We start from the raw sequence: 18,015 nt of genomic DNA on the forward strand, positions 1-18,015 counted from the left end.
TGCCGGCCGCCGGAAGGGCGGGCGTGGTTTACCCTTCCACCACCCGCCAGTCCAGCCGTTCGCCCGAGCGGAAGGGCATGACGGCGATGTTCCCGTCCACGGCGACGGGTTCGGGCGCCACCGTTCCCGACCGCTCCAGCACGATGCGGTCGTCGTTCGGCGGCAGGCGGTAGAAGGCGGGACCGTTCAGGCTGGCGAACGCCTCCAGCCGGTCGAGCGCGCCCTCCTCCTCGAAGACCTGGGCGTACAGCTCGATGGCCGTGGCGGCGGTGAAGATGCCGGCGCAGCCGCAGGCGCTCTCCTTGGCGCCGACCGGGTGCGGCGCGCTGTCGGTGCCCAGGAAGAACCAGGGCTCCCCGCCCGTCGCCGCGCGCCGCAGGGCCAGCCGGTGCTTCTCCCGCTTGGCGATGGGCAGGCAGTAGAGGTGCGGCCGGATGCCGCCGGCGAACAGGTGCGAGCGGTTGATCATCAGATGGTGCGCCGTGATCGTGCAGCCGATCCGGCCCGAGGGGCCGTGCCGGCGCACGAAGGCGACCGCTTCCTCCGTCGTCGCGTGCTCCAGCACCACCCGCAGGGCCGGATAGCGTTGCAGCAGGGGCTCCAGCACCCGGTCCAGGAACACGGCCTCGCGGTCGAAGATGTCCACCGCCGGGTCGGTCACCTCGCCATGCACCAGGAGGGGCAGGCCGATCTCCTGCATCCGCTCCAGCACCGGCGCCACGGTGCGCAGGTCGGTGACGCCGTGGGCGGAATTGGTGGTGGCGTGCTGGGGATAGAGCTTCACCGCCGTGAACAGCCCGTCGCGGAAGCCGGCCGCCAGATCGTCCGCGTCCGTGTGGTCGGTCAGATAGGCCGTCATCAGCGGGCGGAAACCGCTGCCCGGCGGCAGGGCGGCCAGGATCTCGTCACGGTAGGCGCGCGCCCGCGCCGTGTCCGTCACCGGCGGCAGCAGGTTCGGCATGACGATGGCCCGGCCCATCTGCCGCGCGGTGAAGGGCAGCACCGCCCGCAGCATGGCGCCGGAGCGCAGGTGCAGGTGCCAGTCGTCGGGGCGGCGGAGGGTCAGGCGCTGCGGCTGCTCGGTCATGGCGGTCCGTCCGGAGGGGATGTCCCATTCGTAGGCGGTTCCGCGCCGGGGCTCAACCCCCGCCCGGCGCGTCCCCGGCAGCGTGGCCAGCGGGGCAGGGGGTACTGGCGCACGCCGCCCCGAGGGGCTAAACAGTCCCGCCTGAGGTCTCCGAACGAGCAGCCCCCGCGATGTCCCTGATCACCCCCCGCACGCCCCCCGGCACCATGGAACTGCTGCCGCGCCGCCAGATCGCCTTCCAGCGGATGCTGGACACGATCCGCCGCGGCTATGAGCGCTTCGGCTTCCTGCCGGTGGAGACGCCGGTGTTCGAGGTGGCGGACGTGCTGCTCTCCAAGTCCGGCGGGGAGACGGAGAAACAGGTCTATTTCGTGCAGTCCACGGGCGCCATCGAGCAGGGCCACCGGCCCGATCTGGCGCTGCGCTTCGACCTGACGGTGCCGCTCGCCCGCTATGTCGCGGAGCACGAGCGCGACCTCGCCTTCCCCTTCCGCCGCTACCAGATGCAGCGCGTCTACCGCGGCGAGCGGGCGCAGAAGGGCCGTTACCGCGAATTCTACCAGTGCGACATCGACGTGATCGGCAAGGACAGCCTGCCCGTCGTCTTCGACGCAGAGATGCCGGCCGTCATCTACACGATCTTCAGCGAACTGGATGTCGGGCCGTTCCGGATCAACTTCAACAACCGCAAGATCCTGCTGGGCCTGTTCGAGAGCCTGGGCATCAATGAGCCGGAGACGCGGGCGCTGGTGCTGCGGCAGGTGGACAAGCTGGACAAGCTGTCCCGCGACGAGGTGGTCGGGCTGTTGCAGGGCGACGGGATCGGGCTGGACGCCGCCACCGCCGGCCGCGTGCTGGACATGATCGGGTTCGCCGGCCCCGCCGCGGACACGCTGGCGCATCTGGAAGGGCTGGGCGTGGACACCCCGACCTTCCGCACGGGCCTTGCCGAACTGTCGGAGGTCGTCGCGGCCCTGAAGGCGTTCGGCGTGCCGGAGACGCACTGGCGCGTGAACCTCGCCATCGCCCGCGGGCTCGACTACTACACCGGCACGGTCTACGAGACCTTCCTGACCGACCATCCCGGTCTCGGCAGCGTCTGCTCCGGCGGGCGGTACGAGAACCTCGCGGGGCTCTATACGAAGTCGAAGCTGCCCGGCGTCGGCATCTCCATCGGGCTGACCCGCCTGTTCTACGCGCTGGAGCAGGCCGGGATCGTCACGGACGGGCCCAGCACGGTGCAGGTGCTGGTGACCCAGTTCGATTCCGCGCTGCTGCCCGACTATCTCGCCATCGGGGCGGAGCTGCGGGCCGCCGGGATCAACACCGAGATCCAGCTCGAACCCGCAAAGCCGAAGAAGCAGTTCGCCTATGCCGACAAGGCCGGCATCCGCTTCGCCGTCATCATGGGCCCGGACGAGAAGGCCAGGGGCGAGGTCACCGTGAAGGACATGGTGAGCGGCGAACAGGCCGCCGTGGCCCGGGCCGGGCTGGCGGACTGGCTGCGCACCCGCACGGGCTGAGGCCGCTCCCCTTTCTGTCACGGCATCCGTCGGGTGTGCCCGGAATCGTGGATTCCCTGTCACACTTCCGGGGCCTGCGTCGTTCCGTCCGGATGGGCATTGAAAGCGCCCGTCCGGAGGGTCGATACTGCGTCCCGATGCGATGCATCCTTCGAACCGAAAGCGCTTCTTAACCAGGATATCCCATGGTTGCCCGGACGGACTTCTCTTCGGGGGCGGGGGAACGGCGGGTCATGGCTGGAGCGCGGTGGGTCCGGGGACTTGCCTGGGGGGTCGCGCTCGTGCTGGCCGGGGCAGCAGGTGCTGCGGGCTGGTACGAGATGCGGACCTCCGTCCTGCAATCCGCCGTCCTGTCGCGGATCGGGCGCGACCTGACCTACCGGGTGGAGCCCGGCCCCAATCCCGACATCCGGTTCCCCGGCTCCGGCCCCTATGACGTGCGCCTGGGGTACACCCGGCTGCCGGACTTCATCGAGCGGCTGACCGCGGGTTCCTACCGGGTCGAGGCGCAGGCCCGGCCGACGCCGCAGTTCCGCGACTATGTCGAGTTCGGCGGCTTCGCCCCCTATCGGGAGAAGACGAGTGCCGGCCTGCGCATCGCCGACCGCACGGGTGGCCAGCTTCATGGTGCGCGCTTCCCCGAACGCACCTATGCCGGCTTCGCCGAGGTGCCGCCGCTCGTCGTCCGCACCCTGCTCTATATCGAGAACCGGGAGCTGCTGGACACCGCCAACCCGATGCGCAATCCCGCGGTGGAATGGGACCGCTTCGCCCTGGCGCTGGCCAACATTCCGCTCAAGTTCATCGACCCGGACAATCCGCGGGCCGGCGGTTCCACGCTGGCCACGCAGATCGAGAAGTACCGCCATTCGCCCGACGGGCGCACCGCCACGGGCGTGGAGAAGCTGCGGCAGATGATGTCGGCGTCGGTCCGGGCCTATCTGGACGGTCCGGAGACCAGCACGGTGCGCCATCGGATCGTCGTGGACTATCTGAACTCCACGCCGCTTTCCGCCCGCGCCGGCATCGGTGAGGTGAACGGGCTGGGCGACGGGCTGTGGGCGTGGTTCGGCACCGACTTCGCCGTGGCCAACCGCATCCTTTCGACGCCTCCGCGGAACGAGACGGAACTCGCCGTCCAGGCCGTGGTCTACAAGCAGGTGCTCAGCCTGCTGCTGGCCCAGCGCCGCCCCAGCTATTATCTGGCGCAGGACCGTGGCGCGCTGGAGCGGCTGGCGAACGAGCATCTGCGCGTGCTGGACCGCGCCGGGGTGATCGACCCGGCGCTGGCGGACGCCGCGCAGAACTTCCATCTGCGCTTCCATCCGGAACCGCCGGCCCTGCCGGAACCGTCCTTCGTGGCGCAGAAGGCGACCAACGCCATCCGCAGCCGGCTGCTGTCGCTGCTGGGCGTGCGCAGCCTCTATGAGCTGGACCGGCTGGATCTGGCGGTGGAGACGACGCTGGACCAGCCGTCGCAGGAGCGGGTGACGCAGGTGCTGCAACGGCTGCGCGATCCGGCAGCGGCGGCGGAGCTGGGGCTGGTCGGTGACCGCCTGCTGAATCAGGCCGATCCGTCGAAGGTCGTCTACAGCGTGACCCTCTACGAGCGGACGCCGACGGCGAACCTCGTGCGGGTCCAGGTCGATACGCTGGACCAGCCGCTCGATCTCAACGAAGGCGCCAAGCTGGACCTGGGCTCTACCGCCAAGCTGCGCACGCTGGCGACCTATCTGGAGATCGTCGCCAAGCTGCACGGACGGGTTCCGCGACCTCTCCCCGCCCGAGCTTGAGGCCGTGGCGGCCGACGCGCCGGACCGGATGACCCAGTGGGTCGCCCGGACGATGGCGCAGCTCCGCGCCCAGGGGCAGGCCGCCGGCCTCCAGGCGATGCTCGCCCTTGCCATGGAACGGCAGTACTCGGCCAGCCCGGCCGAACGGTTCTTCACCGGCGGCGGCCTGCACACCTTCGGGAACTTCGACGACAAGGACAACGGCCGCGTCATGACCGTGGCGGAGGCGTTCCGCCATTCCGTCAATCTGGTCTTCATCCGGATGATGCGGGACATCGTGAACCACTTCATCGCGGAGGGGCCGGCCCGCAAGGACGACCTGCTGGACGACCCGCGCCATCCGGTGCGGCAGACCTATCTGGCCCGCTTCGCCGATCAGGAGGGGACCGAGTTCCTCAACAGGTTCTGGTCCGACTACAAGGACATGACGCCCGATCAGGCGCTGGACCGTCTGGCCGGCCGGATCGCGGCGCAGCCCGACCGTCTGGCCGCTGCCTTCCGCTCGGTCCGGCCCAATGCCGGCCCGCGCGAACTGGCGGCCTTCCTGGGCAAGCGCCTGCCCACCGGCGCCCCGCCCCAGGCGCAGGTGGAGGCGCTGTACCAGAAGTACGATCCGGCGGCGTGGTCGCTGAACGACCGCGGCTACATCGCAAAGGTGCATCCGCTGGAGCTGTGGCTCGTCGCCTATCTCCAGGACACGCCGCAGGCGCCGCGCCGGCAGATGCTGAAGGAAAGCTCATCCTCCCGGCAGGAGAGCTATGAATGGCTGTTCAAGACCCGGCACAAGAGCGCCCAGGACAGCCGCATCGGCATCGTGCTGGAGGAAGAGGCGTTCGACCGCATCCATGCGGAATGGCGCCGGCTGGGCTATCCCTTCGAAAGCCTGATCGCCAGCTACGCCACGTCGATCGGCAGTTCCGCCGACCGTCCGGGTGCCCTGGCCGAACTGATGGGCATCATCCTGAACGACGGCGTGCGCCTGCCCACGGCCCGCATCACCGGGCTGCACTTCGCTGCCGGCACACCCTATGAAACGCGGTTCGCGCTGACGGACCGGGAGGAGGCAGAGCAGGTGATGCAGCCCGAGGTGGCCGCCACCCTGCGCCGCCACCTCATGGACATCGTGGAGAACGGCACCGCCCGCCGGGTCCGGGGCGCCTTCACGACCGTTGACGGCGCACCGCTCCCCATCGGCGGCAAGACGGGAACCGGCGATCACCGCTTCGAACGCTACGGTGCGGGCGGCGTGGTGCTGGAAAGCCGCGTCGTGAACCGGACGGCGACCTTCGTCTTCTATATCGGGGACCGTTTCTTCGGCGTCATCACGGCCCATGTCCACGGGCCAGACGCCGCGAAGTACCGCTTCACCTCGGCCCTGCCGTCGCAGCTTCTGAAGATCCTGGCGCCGGCGTTGCAGCCGCTGGTCAGCCCCGGCGATCCGCAGACGGCCGACCGGGGGCCCACGCTGTAGCCGCCGCCTCAGGCGGCGGTGGGCGCCGGAACCTCGGCCGGGACCTCGGCGGGGGCGGGCAGTGTCTCCGCCATGAAGGCGTCGATGTCCGCCCAGACGCGGTCACGGATGCTGTCCACCTCCATCATCAGTTCGTGCTGCGCTCCCGGATAGACCCTGACCCGGCCTTGCGGCAGCCGGGTGGCGAAGGCCTGCTGCCGGGCGGACAGAACGATGCGGTCGCCGCCGGCGGACAGCACCAGCACCGGGAGCGTGAGCGACGCCACCCGGGCGTCGCGCCAGAGCCGCCGCATCGAGCGGAAGGCCGCGTCCAGCCAGCCCCAGGTCACGCCGCCCAGGGCCAGCTCCGGGTCGTCGCGGTAGGCGACATGCCCGACCAGGAAGCGCGCGGGGTCGGAGGTCAGGGGATTGCCGGCGAAGGGCGGGTCCGCCGGCAGCCAGTCGGTCTGGCCCAGGGCATAGTGCTCGCCCAGCCCGCGGCGCACCATGGCGGCGGCGACCATGCGGGCCAGGGGTTCCGGCAGGGGGGCGGTGCGGATGCCCAGCATGGGCGCGCAGGCGACGGCGGCGGCGAAGGGGTGCGGCCGTTCCGCCAGGAAGCGCAGCAGGATATGCCCGCCCATGCTGTGCCCGAAAGCGACCGCCGGGCGTGGCGTCCCTGCCGGCAGCAGCACGGGCAGGGCGGCCGCCAGATCGTCCAGGTAGAGGTCGAAGTCGCTGACATGGCCCTTGTGGGCGTTGGGCAGGAAGCGGGAGGACCCGCCCTGACCGCGCCAGTCCAGCCCGACGGTGGCGAAGCCGCGCCGGGTCCAGTCCGCCGCCTGCTCGGCATACTTCTCCAGCGTCTCGCAGCGCCCGGGCAGCAGCAGGACGCTGCCGCGGGGCATGGACGGGGCCGGCCAGAACCCCAGCCGGAGACGCCCGCCATCCGCCGTGGGCAGACGCTGGAAGCGCCAGCGCTCCATGCCGTCCGTCGTGTCGTGGCCGTCCCCGCTTTGCCCGTTCATGCGCCCGCCCTCGCCGATCCGACCCTCGCAGGCTAAGCCGCTGCCCGCGGGGCTTCAAGGCCGCGGCTGTCTTCGGCATAGGTCCCGCGCCCCGGAATGTCCCCGGCTTTGACCGGGTCCCCCTGCGGGCGTACTGTGTGCGCCGCACGCGGTCTTTGCCGCACTGCCGCAAAGGACATCCGGGTTCCATGGACACGATCACGCGCCGCACCGGCCTAGACCCTGCCGACCTCACGGGTTTCTACCTGGAGGACATGCATGTCGGCCTGAAGGGGGTCTATGCCAGGACCATCACGGAAACGGACATCGTCATGTTCGCCGGCATCTCCGGCGACACCAACCCGATGCACCTGAACGAGGAGTATGCCCGTCAGACGCCGTTCAAGGGCCGCATCGCCCACGGCATGCTGTCGGCCTGCTTCATCACCACGGTGCTGGGCACGCGCATGCCGGGGCCGGGCTGCATCTACCTCTCGCAGAACCTGAAGTTCCGCGCCCCCGTGCGGATCGGCGAGACCGTGACCACCACGGTGACGGTGACCGAGATCATGCCGGAGAAGCGGCGGGTGGCGCTGTCCACCAACTGCACCGTCGCCGGCAAGGTGGTGATCGAGGGCGATGCGCTGGTCATGGTGCCCACCCGCGAACCGCCGCCCGTCTCCGCCTGATCCTGCCAGGGCTTCGAATCCAAGTTAAGGGATGGCGGGGTTGAGGAGAGAGGCGAGGTAGTCGTCCGACCATCCTGCCATTTTTCGGCGCGTCTTGAGCGACTTTCGGTCGTTGGCTGCGCGGATGAGGTTGAGGGCGAAGTGGCGGACGACGGCCATGTTTTTGGCACCGTGGCCGGTTCGCAAGCGCGAGAGATCGTCCTTGAAGAGGACGTCGAGCACCCAGTGCAGCCTGTTCTCGATGCCCCAGTGCCCGCGGACGGCGTCGGCGGCGCGTTCGGCGGTGAGCGGGGCGGAGGAGATGAAGTAGCGGGTGTCGGTCCGCGTCCGGTCGCCGATGTGGGCTGTGGTGTGGACGCGGACGATGGCGGCGACGTCGGGCAGGCGCATCTCCCCAGGAAACCGGCGCGTGCCGGAGAGCCAGTCGACCTCACGGATCACGCTCACGTGGCGTTCTTCGACCCGGCCGTGCCCCTTGTCGAGGTCGTGGTGGTGGTCGGCGCCGTCGCCGACGGCGAACGCCACCTCGAGCTCCGCGCGCAGCGTGGGCTGGTTGGCCTTGACGGCGAGGAGGTAGTCGGCGCCCTGGCCCCGGATCGCGGCGGCGATGGTCGGGTTGGTGGCGATGGCGTCGATGGAGACGAGGGCGCCGGCCAACCCGCCGTTCTCGCCGAGCCGGTCGAGCAGCACCGGAATCGCCGCAAGCTCGTTGGCCTTGTCGGGGACCGCCTCCTGGGCGAGCACCAGGCGGGAGGTCGTCGCGAAGGCGGATACGAGGTGGATCGGCGCGGTCCCGGCGCGGCGGTCGTGGCTACGCCGCGAGGTCTTGCCGTCGATGGCGACGAAGTCGGCCCGCCCCGGAAAGGTCGCACGTACCCACGCGGTGAAGGCGGCCGAGAACAGCGCCGGATCGATCCGGTTCATCAGGATCGTCAGCCACCGCTCGCCGGGAACGCCGTGCGCGTAGGGCAGATGCCGACGCAGGAACGGCAGGTGCGCCGCACCCCAGGCCGCGATGTTCTCGTAGTCGTCGCAGTCCGCCATCGTGCCGCACACCACCAAAAGCAGGATCTCCGGCAGCGGATGCAGGATCCGCCGCTCATCCCGCGGGTCCTCTATCCGGCTGAAATGCTCCAAAAGCACCCGAAGCCGCGACTTCGAACCCCAATCGTCCTCGTCCATGACGCCGATCCCGTGCCGTCCGATAACACCGGCCCACAGAATCAGCAGTTCCGCAATCTGTCACCCGCTGTCACATGAGTTCAGTGCCCTGCTGATCCTGCGCCCGGGCTGGACCGCGGGGCGCGGGCCGACTATACCCCGAGATCCGACGTACCGATCCGGACACCGGGCCGCATGAAGCTGTACCGCCACACCACCGACCTCGCCCCGGAACTGCGCGGCTGTGCCGTCGCCCTGGGCAACTTCGACGGCGTCCATCGCGGCCACCGGGCCGTGATCGCGGCGACACAGGAGAAGGCGGCGGCGCTGGGCGGGGCCACCGTGGTGCTGACCTTCGAGCCGCACCCGCGCAGCCTGTTCCGCCCCGGCGATCCGCCCTTCCGCCTGACGCCCTTCCGCATCAAGGCGCGGCTGATCGAGGCGCTGGGCGTGGATGCCCTGTTCGTCATCCATTTCGACGAGGCCTTCTCCCGCCGCACGGCGGAGGAGTTCGTCGAGCATGTGCTGATCCAGGAACTGGGCGCCGCCCATGTCGTCGCCGGCTACGACTTCGTCTTCGGCCACAAGCGGGGCGGCGACATGGCGCTGCTGCGCCGGATGGGGGAGGAGCGGGGCTTCGGCGTGACGGAGGTCCGCCCCGTGGCCGATGCGGGGGGGACCGTCTTCTCCTCCACCCGGGTGCGGGAACTGTTGCAGGCCGGCGAGCCGCAGGCCGCGTCCGGCATCCTGGGCCACCCCTTCGAGCTGGAGGGGCGGGTGGAACACGGCGACAAGCGCGGCCGCACCATCGGCTTTCCCACCGCCAACGTGGAGTTGGGCGAGTATCTCCGCCCCCGCTTCGGGGTCTACGCCGTGCTGGCCGGCATCGACCAGGGCGGCGGCACCGTCTGGCACAAGGGTGTCGCCAACCTGGGCCGCCGCCCGACCGTGGGCGGCCATGTCGAGCGGCTGGAGGTCCATCTGTTCGATTTCGATGGCGATCTCTACGGCCGGCACCTGCGGGTGCAGCTCCTGCACTTCCTGCGCCCGGAGCTGAAGTTCGACGGTCTCGATGCGCTGAAGGCCCAGATCGCCGCCGACGCCCTGGCCGCCCGCGGCCTGCTGGCGGCGGAGGGGTGAGGGCTGCATTCTCCGGTGGTGGACTTCCCGGACCCGAGATACCCTGGTGGCGTCCCCGACGGAGGTGACCATCCGATGGATCGCCATGAACCACGCAGTCCGCTCCCCCACGGACCGAGCTCCCCGGGTTCGGCTCCGCCGGCATCGGGCGACAAGGGCTGGACGATGGATCAGGTGCGGGCCTTCCCCGGGGAGTTGATCGGGCGCGCCCTCGTCGATGGACCGCAGCATATCCTGGGGCCTGAAGGGGAAAGGCTGGAACTGCGCCTGATCGCTCCCGCAAGCACCGGAACGGAGGCAGCGCGCCCTGGCATCGTTGCGGCGATGGCCGCCTGTCCCGACCCGGAGTTCGTCTTCGGTGAGGACGGCCCTTTCCCCGCCGCTCCACCGGAGCCGCTGCATTTCTGACGGCGGGGCCGGCTGGGCATGATCTTTCTTCTGGACACCAATATTCTGTCCGAGCTCGTGCGTCCCCGACCGTCGTCCGCCGTGCTGGCCTGGCTGGGTGCCCGTGGCGACGATTGCTTCCGGATCAGTGTCGTGACCCTGGCGGAGCTGCGTTACGGGATCGACCGTCTGGGAGAGTCAGAGCGCAGGCTGTCCCTGGACCGATGGTACCGGCAGGACGTGCTGGCCGCCTTCGCAGGCCGCATCATGGAAATCGACCTCCCCGTCCTGGTCGAGGCGCGGCACATCATCGACCGGTTGAAGCTGGCCGGCCTGACGGTCAGCTATGCGGACCTCCTCATCGCCGCCACCGCGCGGCGGCACGGGCTGGTGCTGGCGACGCGCAACGTCCGCGATTTCGAGGCGACCGGCGTGACCCTTGCCAATCCCTGGCAGGGGACCGCCGATACGCCGCCTTGACCGCCGCGCGACCGCTGCTATCCTCCGCCCCATGTCGCCGATCCTGCGCCTGACGGCCGCCCGCGCCCCGCGAATTACCGGCCCGGTCCTCTGAGGGGGGCCGGGACAGGGGAGGGTGCGCGCCCGGCCGTGACCGGGCGGTGCGGCCTCCCGCCTTGAGTTTGCCACGCAGGCGATGATAGATGGCCCGCGGCCGAAGTCCGTGCCGGCCCCGTTCGACAGGCGATCATGACCGATACTCCCGAGAAGGCCGCTCCGGCCCGAGACTACAAGACCACCGTCTTCCTGCCGCGCACCGAGTTCCCGATGCGCGCCGGCCTGCCCCAGAAGGAGCCCGGGCTGCTGCAGCGCTGGGACGAGATGGGGCTCTACAGGCGGCTGCGGGAGGAGGCGAAGGAGCGTCCGCTCTATGTCCTGCACGACGGTCCGCCCTACGCGAACGGCAACATCCACATCGGCCATGCGCTGAACAAGATCCTGAAGGACGTGGTCAACCGCTCCCAGCAGATGCTGGGCCGCAACGCGCCCTACGTCCCCGGCTGGGACTGCCACGGTCTGCCCATCGAATGGAAGATCGAGGAGAAGTACCGCGCCGCCGGCAAGGACAAGGACGAGGTGCCGATCGTCCAGTTCCGCGACGAATGCCGCAAGTTCGCCGCCGACTGGGTGCGCGTGCAGGCCGGGGAGTTCCGCCGCCTGGGCGTGGAGGGCGACTGGGACAATCCCTACACCACCATGACCAACCGGGCGGAATCCCGGATCGTCCGCGAGATCCACAGGTTCCTGCTGAACGGCGGACTCTACAAGGGCGCCAAGCCGGTGCTCTGGTCGGTGGTGGAGAAGACCGCCCTGGCCGAGGCGGAGGTCGAGTACCACGACCTGACCAGCACCACCATCTGGGTGCGCTTCCCCGTCGTCACCGCCACCCTGCCGGCGCTGGACGGGGCGTCCGTGGTGATCTGGACCACCACGCCCTGGACCATGCCGGGCAACCGCGCCGTCGCCTACGGCGAGGAGATCGGCTACGGCCTCTACGCGGTGACCGCCGCGGAGGAGGGCAGCCTCGCCCGCGTCGGTGAGCGGCTGGTGCTGGCCCGCACCCTGGCGGACTCGGTCGCCGCCGGGGCCAAGGCCACCCTGTCGCTGGTGCAGGAACTGGACGGTACGGCGCTGGCCGGCACCGTCTGCGCGCATCCGCTGCGCGGCCAGGGCTACGACTTCGACGTGCCGCTGCTGCCCGGCGACCATGTCACCGACGATGCCGGCACGGGCTTCGTCCACACCGCCCCCGGCCACGGCGAGGAGGACTTCGATGTCGGCCGCCGCTTCGGGCTGGAGGTGCCGCAGACCGTCGGCCCCGACGGGCGCTTCTATGACCATGTGCCGCTGTTCGCCGGCGCCTGGGTCTACAAGCCGGATGGCAGGCACGGTGACGCCAACCCGCGCGTGCTGGACGCGCTGAAGGCCGCGGGCGGCCTGCTGGCGCACGGCCGGCTGAAGCACAGCTACCCGCACAGCTGGCGCTCCAAGGCGCCGCTGATCTTCCGCACGACGCCGCAATGGTTCATCTCCATGGAGACGAACGGGCTGCGGCAGACGGCGCTGGCCGCCATCGACCAGACCACCTGGGTACCGCCACAGGGCCGCAACCGCATCCACAGCATGGTCGAGAGCCGGCCCGACTGGTGCATCAGCCGCCAGCGTGCCTGGGGCGTGCCGATCGCGCTGTTCGTGCGCAAGTCCGACGGCCAGCCGCTGAAGGACCCGGCGGTGCTGGAGCGCATCGGCGCCATCTTCGAGGCGGAGGGGTCGGACTCCTGGTATTCCCGCCCGCCGGCGGACTTCCTGGGCGACGGCTACGATCCGGACGAGTTCGAACAGGTCTTCGACATCGTGGACGTCTGGTTCGAGAGCGGATCGACCCATGCCTTCGTGCTGGAGGACCGGCCGGAGCTGAAGCGGCCGGCCGACCTCTATCTGGAAGGCTCGGACCAGCACCGCGGCTGGTTCCATTCCTCGCTGCTGGAATCCTGCGGCACGCGCGGTCGCGCGCCGTATGAGGCGGTGCTGACCCACGGCTTCACGCTGGACCAGAACGGCGAGAAGATGTCGAAGTCCAAGGGCAACACCGTGGCGCCCCAGGACGTCATCAAGGAGTTCGGCGCCGACATCCTCCGCCTCTGGGTCGTCAGCACCGACTTCACGGAGGACCAGCGGATCGGGCCGAAGATCCTCCAGGCCCAGGCCGACCTGTACCGCCGCCTGCGCAACACGCTGCGCTACCTGCTGGGCGCCCTGGCCGACTGGACGGAGGCCGAGCGCCTGCCGGCGGCCGAGATGCCGGAGCTGGAGCGCTGGGTGCTGCACCGGCTGGCGGAAATGGACGGGGCCGTGCGCCAGTCCATTGCGGACTACGATCTGCACCGGCTGGCGACGGAGCTGCACAATTTCTGCGCCGTCGATCTCTCCGCCTTCTATTTCGACGTGCGCAAGGACAGCCTCTACTGCGACCGGCCGGACTCGGTGCGGCGCCGGGCGACCCGCACGGTGATGGTCCACCTGTTCGAGTGCCTGACCGCCTGGCTGGCCCCCGTGCTCTGCTTCACGGCGGAGGAGGCGTGGCTGGAGTGGCTGAAGCAGGGCGGGGCCACGGGCCCGGAGAGCGTGCATCTGCGCCTCTTCCCGGAGGTCCCGGCCGACTGGCGCGACGACGCGCTGGCCGCGAAGTGGCAGAAGGTCCGCGCCGTCCGCCGTGTCGTCACCGGCGCTCTGGAGGTCAAGCGCGCCGACAAGACCATCGGCTCCTCGCTCCAGGCCGCACCGACGCTCCATCTCGGTGGTGCCTGGGTCGAGGGAGTGGGCGACACCGATCTGACGGAGGTCTGCATCACCTCCGGGCTCATCGTGCTGGAAGGCCCGGTTCCGGCCGGCGCCTTCACCCTGCCCGACGTGCCCGACGTGGGCGTCGTCTTCGGCCATGCGCCGGGCGACCGCTGCGACCGCTGCTGGAAGGTGCTGCCGGAGGTCGGATCGGTGGCGGATCATCCCACCCTCTGCACGCGCTGCGCCGAGGCCGTGGACCATCTGGATGCCACGGCGGCGGGAGGGGCGGCATGATCGGAGAGGCCGTGGCGCCGGCGGAGATCCGCCGGCGCATGCTGGGGCTGGGGTTCGCCATCGCCGCCCTGGTGATGCTGGCGGACCAGCTCAGCAAATGGTGGGTGCTCGCCTCCGCCCTGCCGTGCCTGAGCGGCCCGCCGGGGCCGTGGTGCGCCGTGCAGGCGCCGCCCATCGAGGTCACCTCCTTCTTCAACCTCGTCATGGCCTGGAACCGGGGCGTCAGCTTCGGCCTGTTCTCGCACGAGGCGGAGTTCATGCCCTATGTCCTGATCGGCGTGGCGCTGGCCATCAGCGCCGTGCTGGTCCTCTGGCTCCGCCGCACCGACCGCGCCTTCCAGGCGGCCAGCATCGGCCTTGTCATCGGCGGTGCCCTGGGCAACGTGATCGACCGGCTGCGCTTCGGTGCCGTGGCGGACTTCCTGGATTTCCATCTGTCGGGATGGCACTGGCCGGCCTTCAACGTGGCCGACAGCGCCATCGTCGTGGGGGTCGCGCTGATCGTTGCGGACGGGCTGTTCCCGCGGCCCGCGACGCGGTAGGGTGTGGCCCGCCCGGGAGAGCCCCGGGCGAACCCGGAGAGTTAATGCGAAAGGTCATGGATCGGATCATGGTCGAGAGGGTCAAGGGAATTCGGGCGGCCGTGCTGCTGACGGCGGCTGCGGGGCTGCTCTCCGGGTGCGGCCTGGGCAGCTTCCTCGGTCTGGATCGCGCCAGCCCGGACGAGTTCCGGGTCGTCTCGCGCGCCCCGCTGGAGATGCCGCCGGACTACAATCTGCGCCCGCCGCAGCCCGGCAGCCCGCGCCCGCAGGAGCTGGAGCGCGACACCCGCGCGGCGTCCAGCATGTTCGGCGCCGCCAGCCAGGGCGGCCTGTTCGATCCGCGCACCAGCGCGCAGCAGACCCAGGGCGAAGCGGCGCTGCTGTCGCAGGCCGGTGCCGACCAGGCCGATCCGGGGATCCGTGCCATCGTGGACCGGGAGAATCCCGGCGTCGTCGTCGGTGACCGGTCGCTGATCGACCGCCTGATGTTCTGGAAGGATGACCAGCCCCCGGCCCAGACCGTCCACCAGGGCGCTCCGCCGACCATCACCCGGACCGGCAGCACCCAGGCCAACGCTCCGACCGAACCGGCGGCGCAGCCCGCCCCCGGTACGGAGGCGCCGCAGGGCCTGCCGCTCACCCTGCCGGGCATGGGCCAGTAACACGTTCCGCCGGGTCCGTTGCGGCCGCCCGCGGGCGGCTGCCGGCCGGGCGCACCGGGCGGGGGCCCGGAACGATTCCCCCGCCAGCCGCCGAATCCCCGGGGCGCGGCGAGTGTTCCGGAGATCGGTGGCAGCACCGCCAACCCGCACCGCTCCGGAGGTCCGCTTGACCCGGTTCCCCGTTCCCCGTCCGATGCCCCGCCTGCGGTCGGCAGCGGCCGGTGCCGCCCTGCTGGCGCTGGTCGCTCTCTCCCCGCCGGCCGTTGCCAAGGTCTTCGAGCCCGAGACCTTCACCCTGTCCAACGGCATGCAGGTGGTGGTGGTGACCAACCGCCGGGCGCCGGTGGTCAGCCACATGCTCTGGTACAAGGTCGGTGCGGCCGACGAGCCGCCGGGCCGCTCGGGCATCGCGCACTACCTCGAACACCTGATGTTCAAGGGCACGGACGATATCCCGTCGGGCGAGTTCTCCAAGATCATCGCCCGCAACGGCGGGCGCGACAACGCCTTCACCTCCTACGACTACACGGCCTATTTCCAGAACATCGCCCGCGACCGGCTGGACCTGGTGATGAAGATGGAGGCGGACCGCATGGCCGACCTCAGCTTCACCGAGGAGGTCGCCAAGCCGGAACTGGCCGTGGTGATGGAGGAGCGCCGCCAGCGCACGGAGAACGACCCCGCCTCCCGCCTGTGGGAACAGCAGCAGAGCATGCTGTTCGTCCATCACCCCTACGGCGTGCCGATCATCGGCTGGATGCATGAGATCGCCAGGCTGGGCCGGGACGACGCCTTCGCTTTCTACCGGACCTGGTACGCGCCGAACAACGCGGTGCTGGTGGTTTCGGGCGATATCACCGCGGCGGAGCTGAAGCCGCTGGCGGAGAAGTACTACGGCGCCGTCGCGGCCCGTCCGGTGCCGCCGCGCCAGCGCACGGAGGAGCCGCCGACGGAGGGCGAGCGCCGCATCACCCTGCACGACGCGCAGGTCCGGCAGCCGAGCTGGTCGCGCGTCTGGAAGGCGCCGTCCTACACGACCGGCGCCAAGGAGCACGCCTACGCCTTGCAGGTGCTCGAAACCGTCCTGAGCGGCGGCGCCACCAGCCGGCTGTACCGCACCCTGGTGGTGGAGCAGAAGGTGGCGGCCGGCGTCTCCATGTCCTATTCGCCGACCAGCCTCGATCTCGGCACGCTCGGCGTCTCGGCCACGCCGATGCCGGGCACCGACGTCGCAGCCCTGGAGACGGCGGTCGAGGCCGTGCTGGCGTCCGTTCTGAAGGACGGCGTGACGGCCGAGGAGGTGGCGACGGCGAAGACCCGCATGGTACGCGAGGCCACCTTCGCCCGCGACAGCCTGCAGGGTCCGGCCTATGCCTTCGGCATGGCGCTGACGACGGGTCAGACCGTGGCGGACGTGGAGGCGTGGCCCGACCGCATCGCGGCGGTGACGGCCGAGCAGGTGAACGCCGCCGCCCGCGCCGTGCTGGGCCGCGACGACCATGTCACTGGGGTGCTGCTGCCCGAGGCGGCTGCCCCCGCCGGCGCTTCGCCGGCCGCCGCAGCCCCGTCTTCCCCCGTTCCGCCGACCACCGCCGGGAGCCACACCCGATGAGCGCCTTCGCCCGCGTCCTCCGCAGCGGTTTCGCCCTGCTGCTGCTCGGCCTTCTGGCCCTGCCCGCCCGGGCCGCCATCGACATCGAGCGGGTCGTCAGCCCCGGCGGCATCGAGGCGTGGCTGGTCCGGGACGAGAAGAACCCGATCATCGCCGTTCAGTTCGCCTTCGACGGCGGGACGGAACTGGATCCCGCCGGCCGCTACGGACTGGCGACCATGGTGTCCGCACTGCTGGACGAGGGGGCCGGCGACCTGGACAGCCAGGCCTTCCAGAAACGGCTGGAAGACAACTCCATCTCCCTGGGCTTCAGCGCCGGCCGCGACGGCTTCTTCGGCAGCCTGACGACGCTGACGGAGACCCGCGACACCGCCTTCGACCTGCTGCGGCTGGCCCTGACCCGGCCCCGTTTCGATGCGGACGCGGTCGAGCGGATGCGCAGCCAGCTCACTGCCAGCCTGAAGCGCAGCCTGTCCGATCCCGGCTATATCGGTCAGCTCACCTTCGCGGAGACCGTGTTCGGCGACCATCCCTATGCCAAGCCGGCCAGCGGCACGCTGGAGACGCTGGCCGCCGTCACCCGCGATGATCTGAAGGGCTTCGTGGCGGCGCGGCTGGGCCGGGACCGGCTGAAGATCGCCGTGGCCGGCGACATCACCGCGGCCGAGCTGGGCAAGGTGCTGGACCGGGTGTTCGGCGGCCTGCCGGCCAAGGCGGCGCCGTTCCAGGTGCCGGAGATCGTGCCCAAGGGGGCCGGCGCCGTCATCGCCGCCCCGCGTCCGATCCCGCAGACCCTGATGCTCATGGGCCTGCCCGGCATCAAGCGCGACGATCCCGACTGGTTCGCCGCCACGGTGCTGAACTACGTGCTGGGCGGCGGCGGCTTCTCCTCCCGGCTGATGGAGGAGGTGCGGGAGAAGCGCGGCCTGACCTATGGCGTCTCCTCCAGCCTCCAGGCGTTCGACCATGCCGGACTGATGACGGTCAGCGGCTCCACCTCCAACGACAAGGCGGCCCAGGCGATCGACCTGATCCGGCAGATTCTGGGGGATGTCGGCAAGGCCGGCATAACGCAGAAGGAGCTGGATGATGCCAAGACCTACCTGACCGGCTCCTTCCCGCTCCAGTTCACCTCCAACCGGGCGATCGCCAGCATCCTCCTGTCGGTGCAGCGGGACGGGCTGGGCATCGACTACCTGAACCGGCGCAACGGTCTGATCGAGGCGGTGACGCTGGAGGATGTGCAGCGGGTCGCCCGCCGCCTGCTCGATCCCGCACGCATCGCCATCGTGCTGGTCGGCCAGCCCGGCGGCATCAAGCCGACGGCGACGGTCAGCGGCGACCGGAGCTGACGGCTTCTGGCAC

The 18,015-nt window shown here is 70.4% G+C and carries 15 protein-coding genes; 12 read left to right on the forward strand and 3 right to left on the reverse strand.

Features of this window, described 5'->3' with window-relative positions:
* Positions 1-28: 28 nt before the first annotated feature.
* Positions 29-1,087 (reverse strand): dihydroorotase, encoded by a 1,059-nt coding sequence (gene pyrC / locus RC1_RS17100; protein ID WP_012568704.1) that lies wholly within the window; start codon positions 1,085-1,087, stop codon positions 29-31.
* A gap of 170 nt (positions 1,088-1,257) precedes the next feature.
* On the opposite strand from pyrC, the gene hisS reads away from it, so the two are divergent.
* From hisS to RC1_RS22305, 3 genes are all read left to right on the forward strand, one after another.
* Positions 1,258-2,610, forward strand: a complete 1,353-nt coding sequence (hisS, locus tag RC1_RS17105) for a histidine--tRNA ligase (RefSeq protein WP_012568706.1) — start codon at positions 1,258-1,260, stop codon at positions 2,608-2,610.
* A 233-nt stretch (positions 2,611-2,843) separates the two neighbouring features.
* Positions 2,844-4,403, forward strand: a complete 1,560-nt coding sequence (locus RC1_RS22560; protein WP_272912048.1) for a transglycosylase domain-containing protein — start codon at positions 2,844-2,846, stop codon at positions 4,401-4,403.
* Between the two features lie 4 nt (positions 4,404-4,407).
* Positions 4,408-5,874, forward strand: a complete 1,467-nt coding sequence (locus RC1_RS22305; protein WP_234703792.1) for a penicillin-binding transpeptidase domain-containing protein — start codon at positions 4,408-4,410, stop codon at positions 5,872-5,874.
* 8 nt (positions 5,875-5,882) lie between these two features.
* Here the strand turns inward: RC1_RS22305 and RC1_RS17115 are convergent, their stop codons facing one another.
* On the reverse strand, positions 5,883-6,881 hold the full coding sequence (locus RC1_RS17115) for an alpha/beta fold hydrolase (RefSeq protein WP_012568708.1): 999 nt from the start codon (positions 6,879-6,881) through the stop codon (positions 5,883-5,885).
* 188 nt (positions 6,882-7,069) lie between these two features.
* Here RC1_RS17115 and RC1_RS17120 point away from each other — a divergent pair, with 188 nt between their 5' ends.
* Positions 7,070-7,549: a MaoC family dehydratase gene (locus RC1_RS17120; RefSeq protein ID WP_012568709.1), complete on the forward strand. Its 480-nt coding sequence runs from the start codon at positions 7,070-7,072 to the stop codon at positions 7,547-7,549.
* 24 nt (positions 7,550-7,573) lie between these two features.
* On the opposite strand, the gene RC1_RS17125 is transcribed toward RC1_RS17120, so the two are convergent.
* A complete protein-coding gene (locus tag RC1_RS17125) occupies positions 7,574-8,731 on the reverse strand; it encodes an ISAs1-like element ISRce1 family transposase (protein WP_012566211.1) in 1,158 nt (385 codons plus the stop codon).
* A 174-nt stretch (positions 8,732-8,905) separates the two neighbouring features.
* On the opposite strand from RC1_RS17125, the gene RC1_RS17130 reads away from it, so the two are divergent.
* The 8 genes from RC1_RS17130 (at position 8,906) to RC1_RS17165 (ending at position 18,002) form a co-directional block, all read left to right on the forward strand.
* Complete coding sequence (locus RC1_RS17130; protein WP_012568710.1) at positions 8,906-9,850, forward strand: bifunctional riboflavin kinase/FAD synthetase; 945 nt, start codon at positions 8,906-8,908, stop codon at positions 9,848-9,850.
* A 165-nt stretch (positions 9,851-10,015) separates the two neighbouring features.
* The gene (locus RC1_RS17135; protein ID WP_012568711.1) at positions 10,016-10,258 is read left to right on the forward strand and encodes a hypothetical protein; all 243 of its coding nucleotides are present in this window, start codon (positions 10,016-10,018) and stop codon (positions 10,256-10,258) included.
* Positions 10,259-10,276: 18 nt separating this feature from the next.
* The gene (locus RC1_RS17140) at positions 10,277-10,717 is read left to right on the forward strand and encodes a type II toxin-antitoxin system VapC family toxin (RefSeq protein ID WP_012568712.1); all 441 of its coding nucleotides are present in this window, start codon (positions 10,277-10,279) and stop codon (positions 10,715-10,717) included.
* 228 nt (positions 10,718-10,945) lie between these two features.
* Positions 10,946-13,834, forward strand: coding sequence for an isoleucine--tRNA ligase (ileS, locus tag RC1_RS17145; RefSeq protein ID WP_012568713.1), 2,889 nt, complete (start codon positions 10,946-10,948; stop codon positions 13,832-13,834).
* Positions 13,831-14,376 carry a signal peptidase II gene (gene lspA, locus RC1_RS17150; protein WP_012568714.1) on the forward strand — a complete coding sequence of 182 codons (546 nt, stop codon included), beginning with the start codon at positions 13,831-13,833 and terminating at the stop codon, positions 14,374-14,376. Before ileS ends, lspA begins: the two co-directional genes overlap by 4 nt.
* 44 nt (positions 14,377-14,420) lie before the next feature.
* Positions 14,421-15,038, forward strand: coding sequence for a DUF3035 domain-containing protein (locus RC1_RS17155; RefSeq protein WP_184446473.1), 618 nt, complete (start codon positions 14,421-14,423; stop codon positions 15,036-15,038).
* Between the two features lie 166 nt (positions 15,039-15,204).
* Complete coding sequence (locus tag RC1_RS17160; protein ID WP_012568715.1) at positions 15,205-16,650, forward strand: M16 family metallopeptidase; 1,446 nt, start codon at positions 15,205-15,207, stop codon at positions 16,648-16,650.
* Complete coding sequence (locus RC1_RS17165) at positions 16,647-18,002, forward strand: M16 family metallopeptidase (protein WP_012568716.1); 1,356 nt, start codon at positions 16,647-16,649, stop codon at positions 18,000-18,002. Before RC1_RS17160 ends, RC1_RS17165 begins: the two co-directional genes overlap by 4 nt.
* Positions 18,003-18,015 lie beyond the last annotated feature (13 nt).

This window comes from Rhodospirillum centenum SW, from assembly GCF_000016185.1.
Lineage (GTDB): Bacteria > Pseudomonadota > Alphaproteobacteria > Azospirillales > Azospirillaceae > Rhodocista > Rhodocista centena.

Bases quoted from the DNA above. Each gene is read 5' to 3' on its own strand.
- RC1_RS17135 (WP_012568711.1), top strand. From the start codon at position 10,016: ATGGATCAGGTGCGGGCCTTCCCCGGGGAGTTGATCGGGCGCGCCCTC.
- hisS (WP_012568706.1), top strand. From the start codon at position 1,258: ATGTCCCTGATCACCCCCCGCACGCCCCCCGGCACCATGGAACTGCTG.
- RC1_RS17115 (WP_012568708.1), bottom strand. From the start codon at position 6,881: ATGAACGGGCAAAGCGGGGACGGCCACGACACGACGGACGGCATGGAG.
- RC1_RS17120 (WP_012568709.1), top strand. From the start codon at position 7,070: ATGGACACGATCACGCGCCGCACCGGCCTAGACCCTGCCGACCTCACG.
- RC1_RS17125 (WP_012566211.1), bottom strand. From the start codon at position 8,731: ATGGACGAGGACGATTGGGGTTCGAAGTCGCGGCTTCGGGTGCTTTTG.
- lspA (WP_012568714.1), top strand. From the start codon at position 13,831: ATGATCGGAGAGGCCGTGGCGCCGGCGGAGATCCGCCGGCGCATGCTG.
- ileS (WP_012568713.1), top strand. From the start codon at position 10,946: ATGACCGATACTCCCGAGAAGGCCGCTCCGGCCCGAGACTACAAGACC.
- RC1_RS22560 (WP_272912048.1), top strand. From the start codon at position 2,844: ATGGCTGGAGCGCGGTGGGTCCGGGGACTTGCCTGGGGGGTCGCGCTC.
- pyrC (WP_012568704.1), bottom strand. From the start codon at position 1,087: ATGACCGAGCAGCCGCAGCGCCTGACCCTCCGCCGCCCCGACGACTGG.
- RC1_RS17165 (WP_012568716.1), top strand. From the start codon at position 16,647: ATGAGCGCCTTCGCCCGCGTCCTCCGCAGCGGTTTCGCCCTGCTGCTG.
- RC1_RS17155 (WP_184446473.1), top strand. From the start codon at position 14,421: ATGCGAAAGGTCATGGATCGGATCATGGTCGAGAGGGTCAAGGGAATT.
- RC1_RS17130 (WP_012568710.1), top strand. From the start codon at position 8,906: ATGAAGCTGTACCGCCACACCACCGACCTCGCCCCGGAACTGCGCGGC.
- RC1_RS17140 (WP_012568712.1), top strand. From the start codon at position 10,277: ATGATCTTTCTTCTGGACACCAATATTCTGTCCGAGCTCGTGCGTCCC.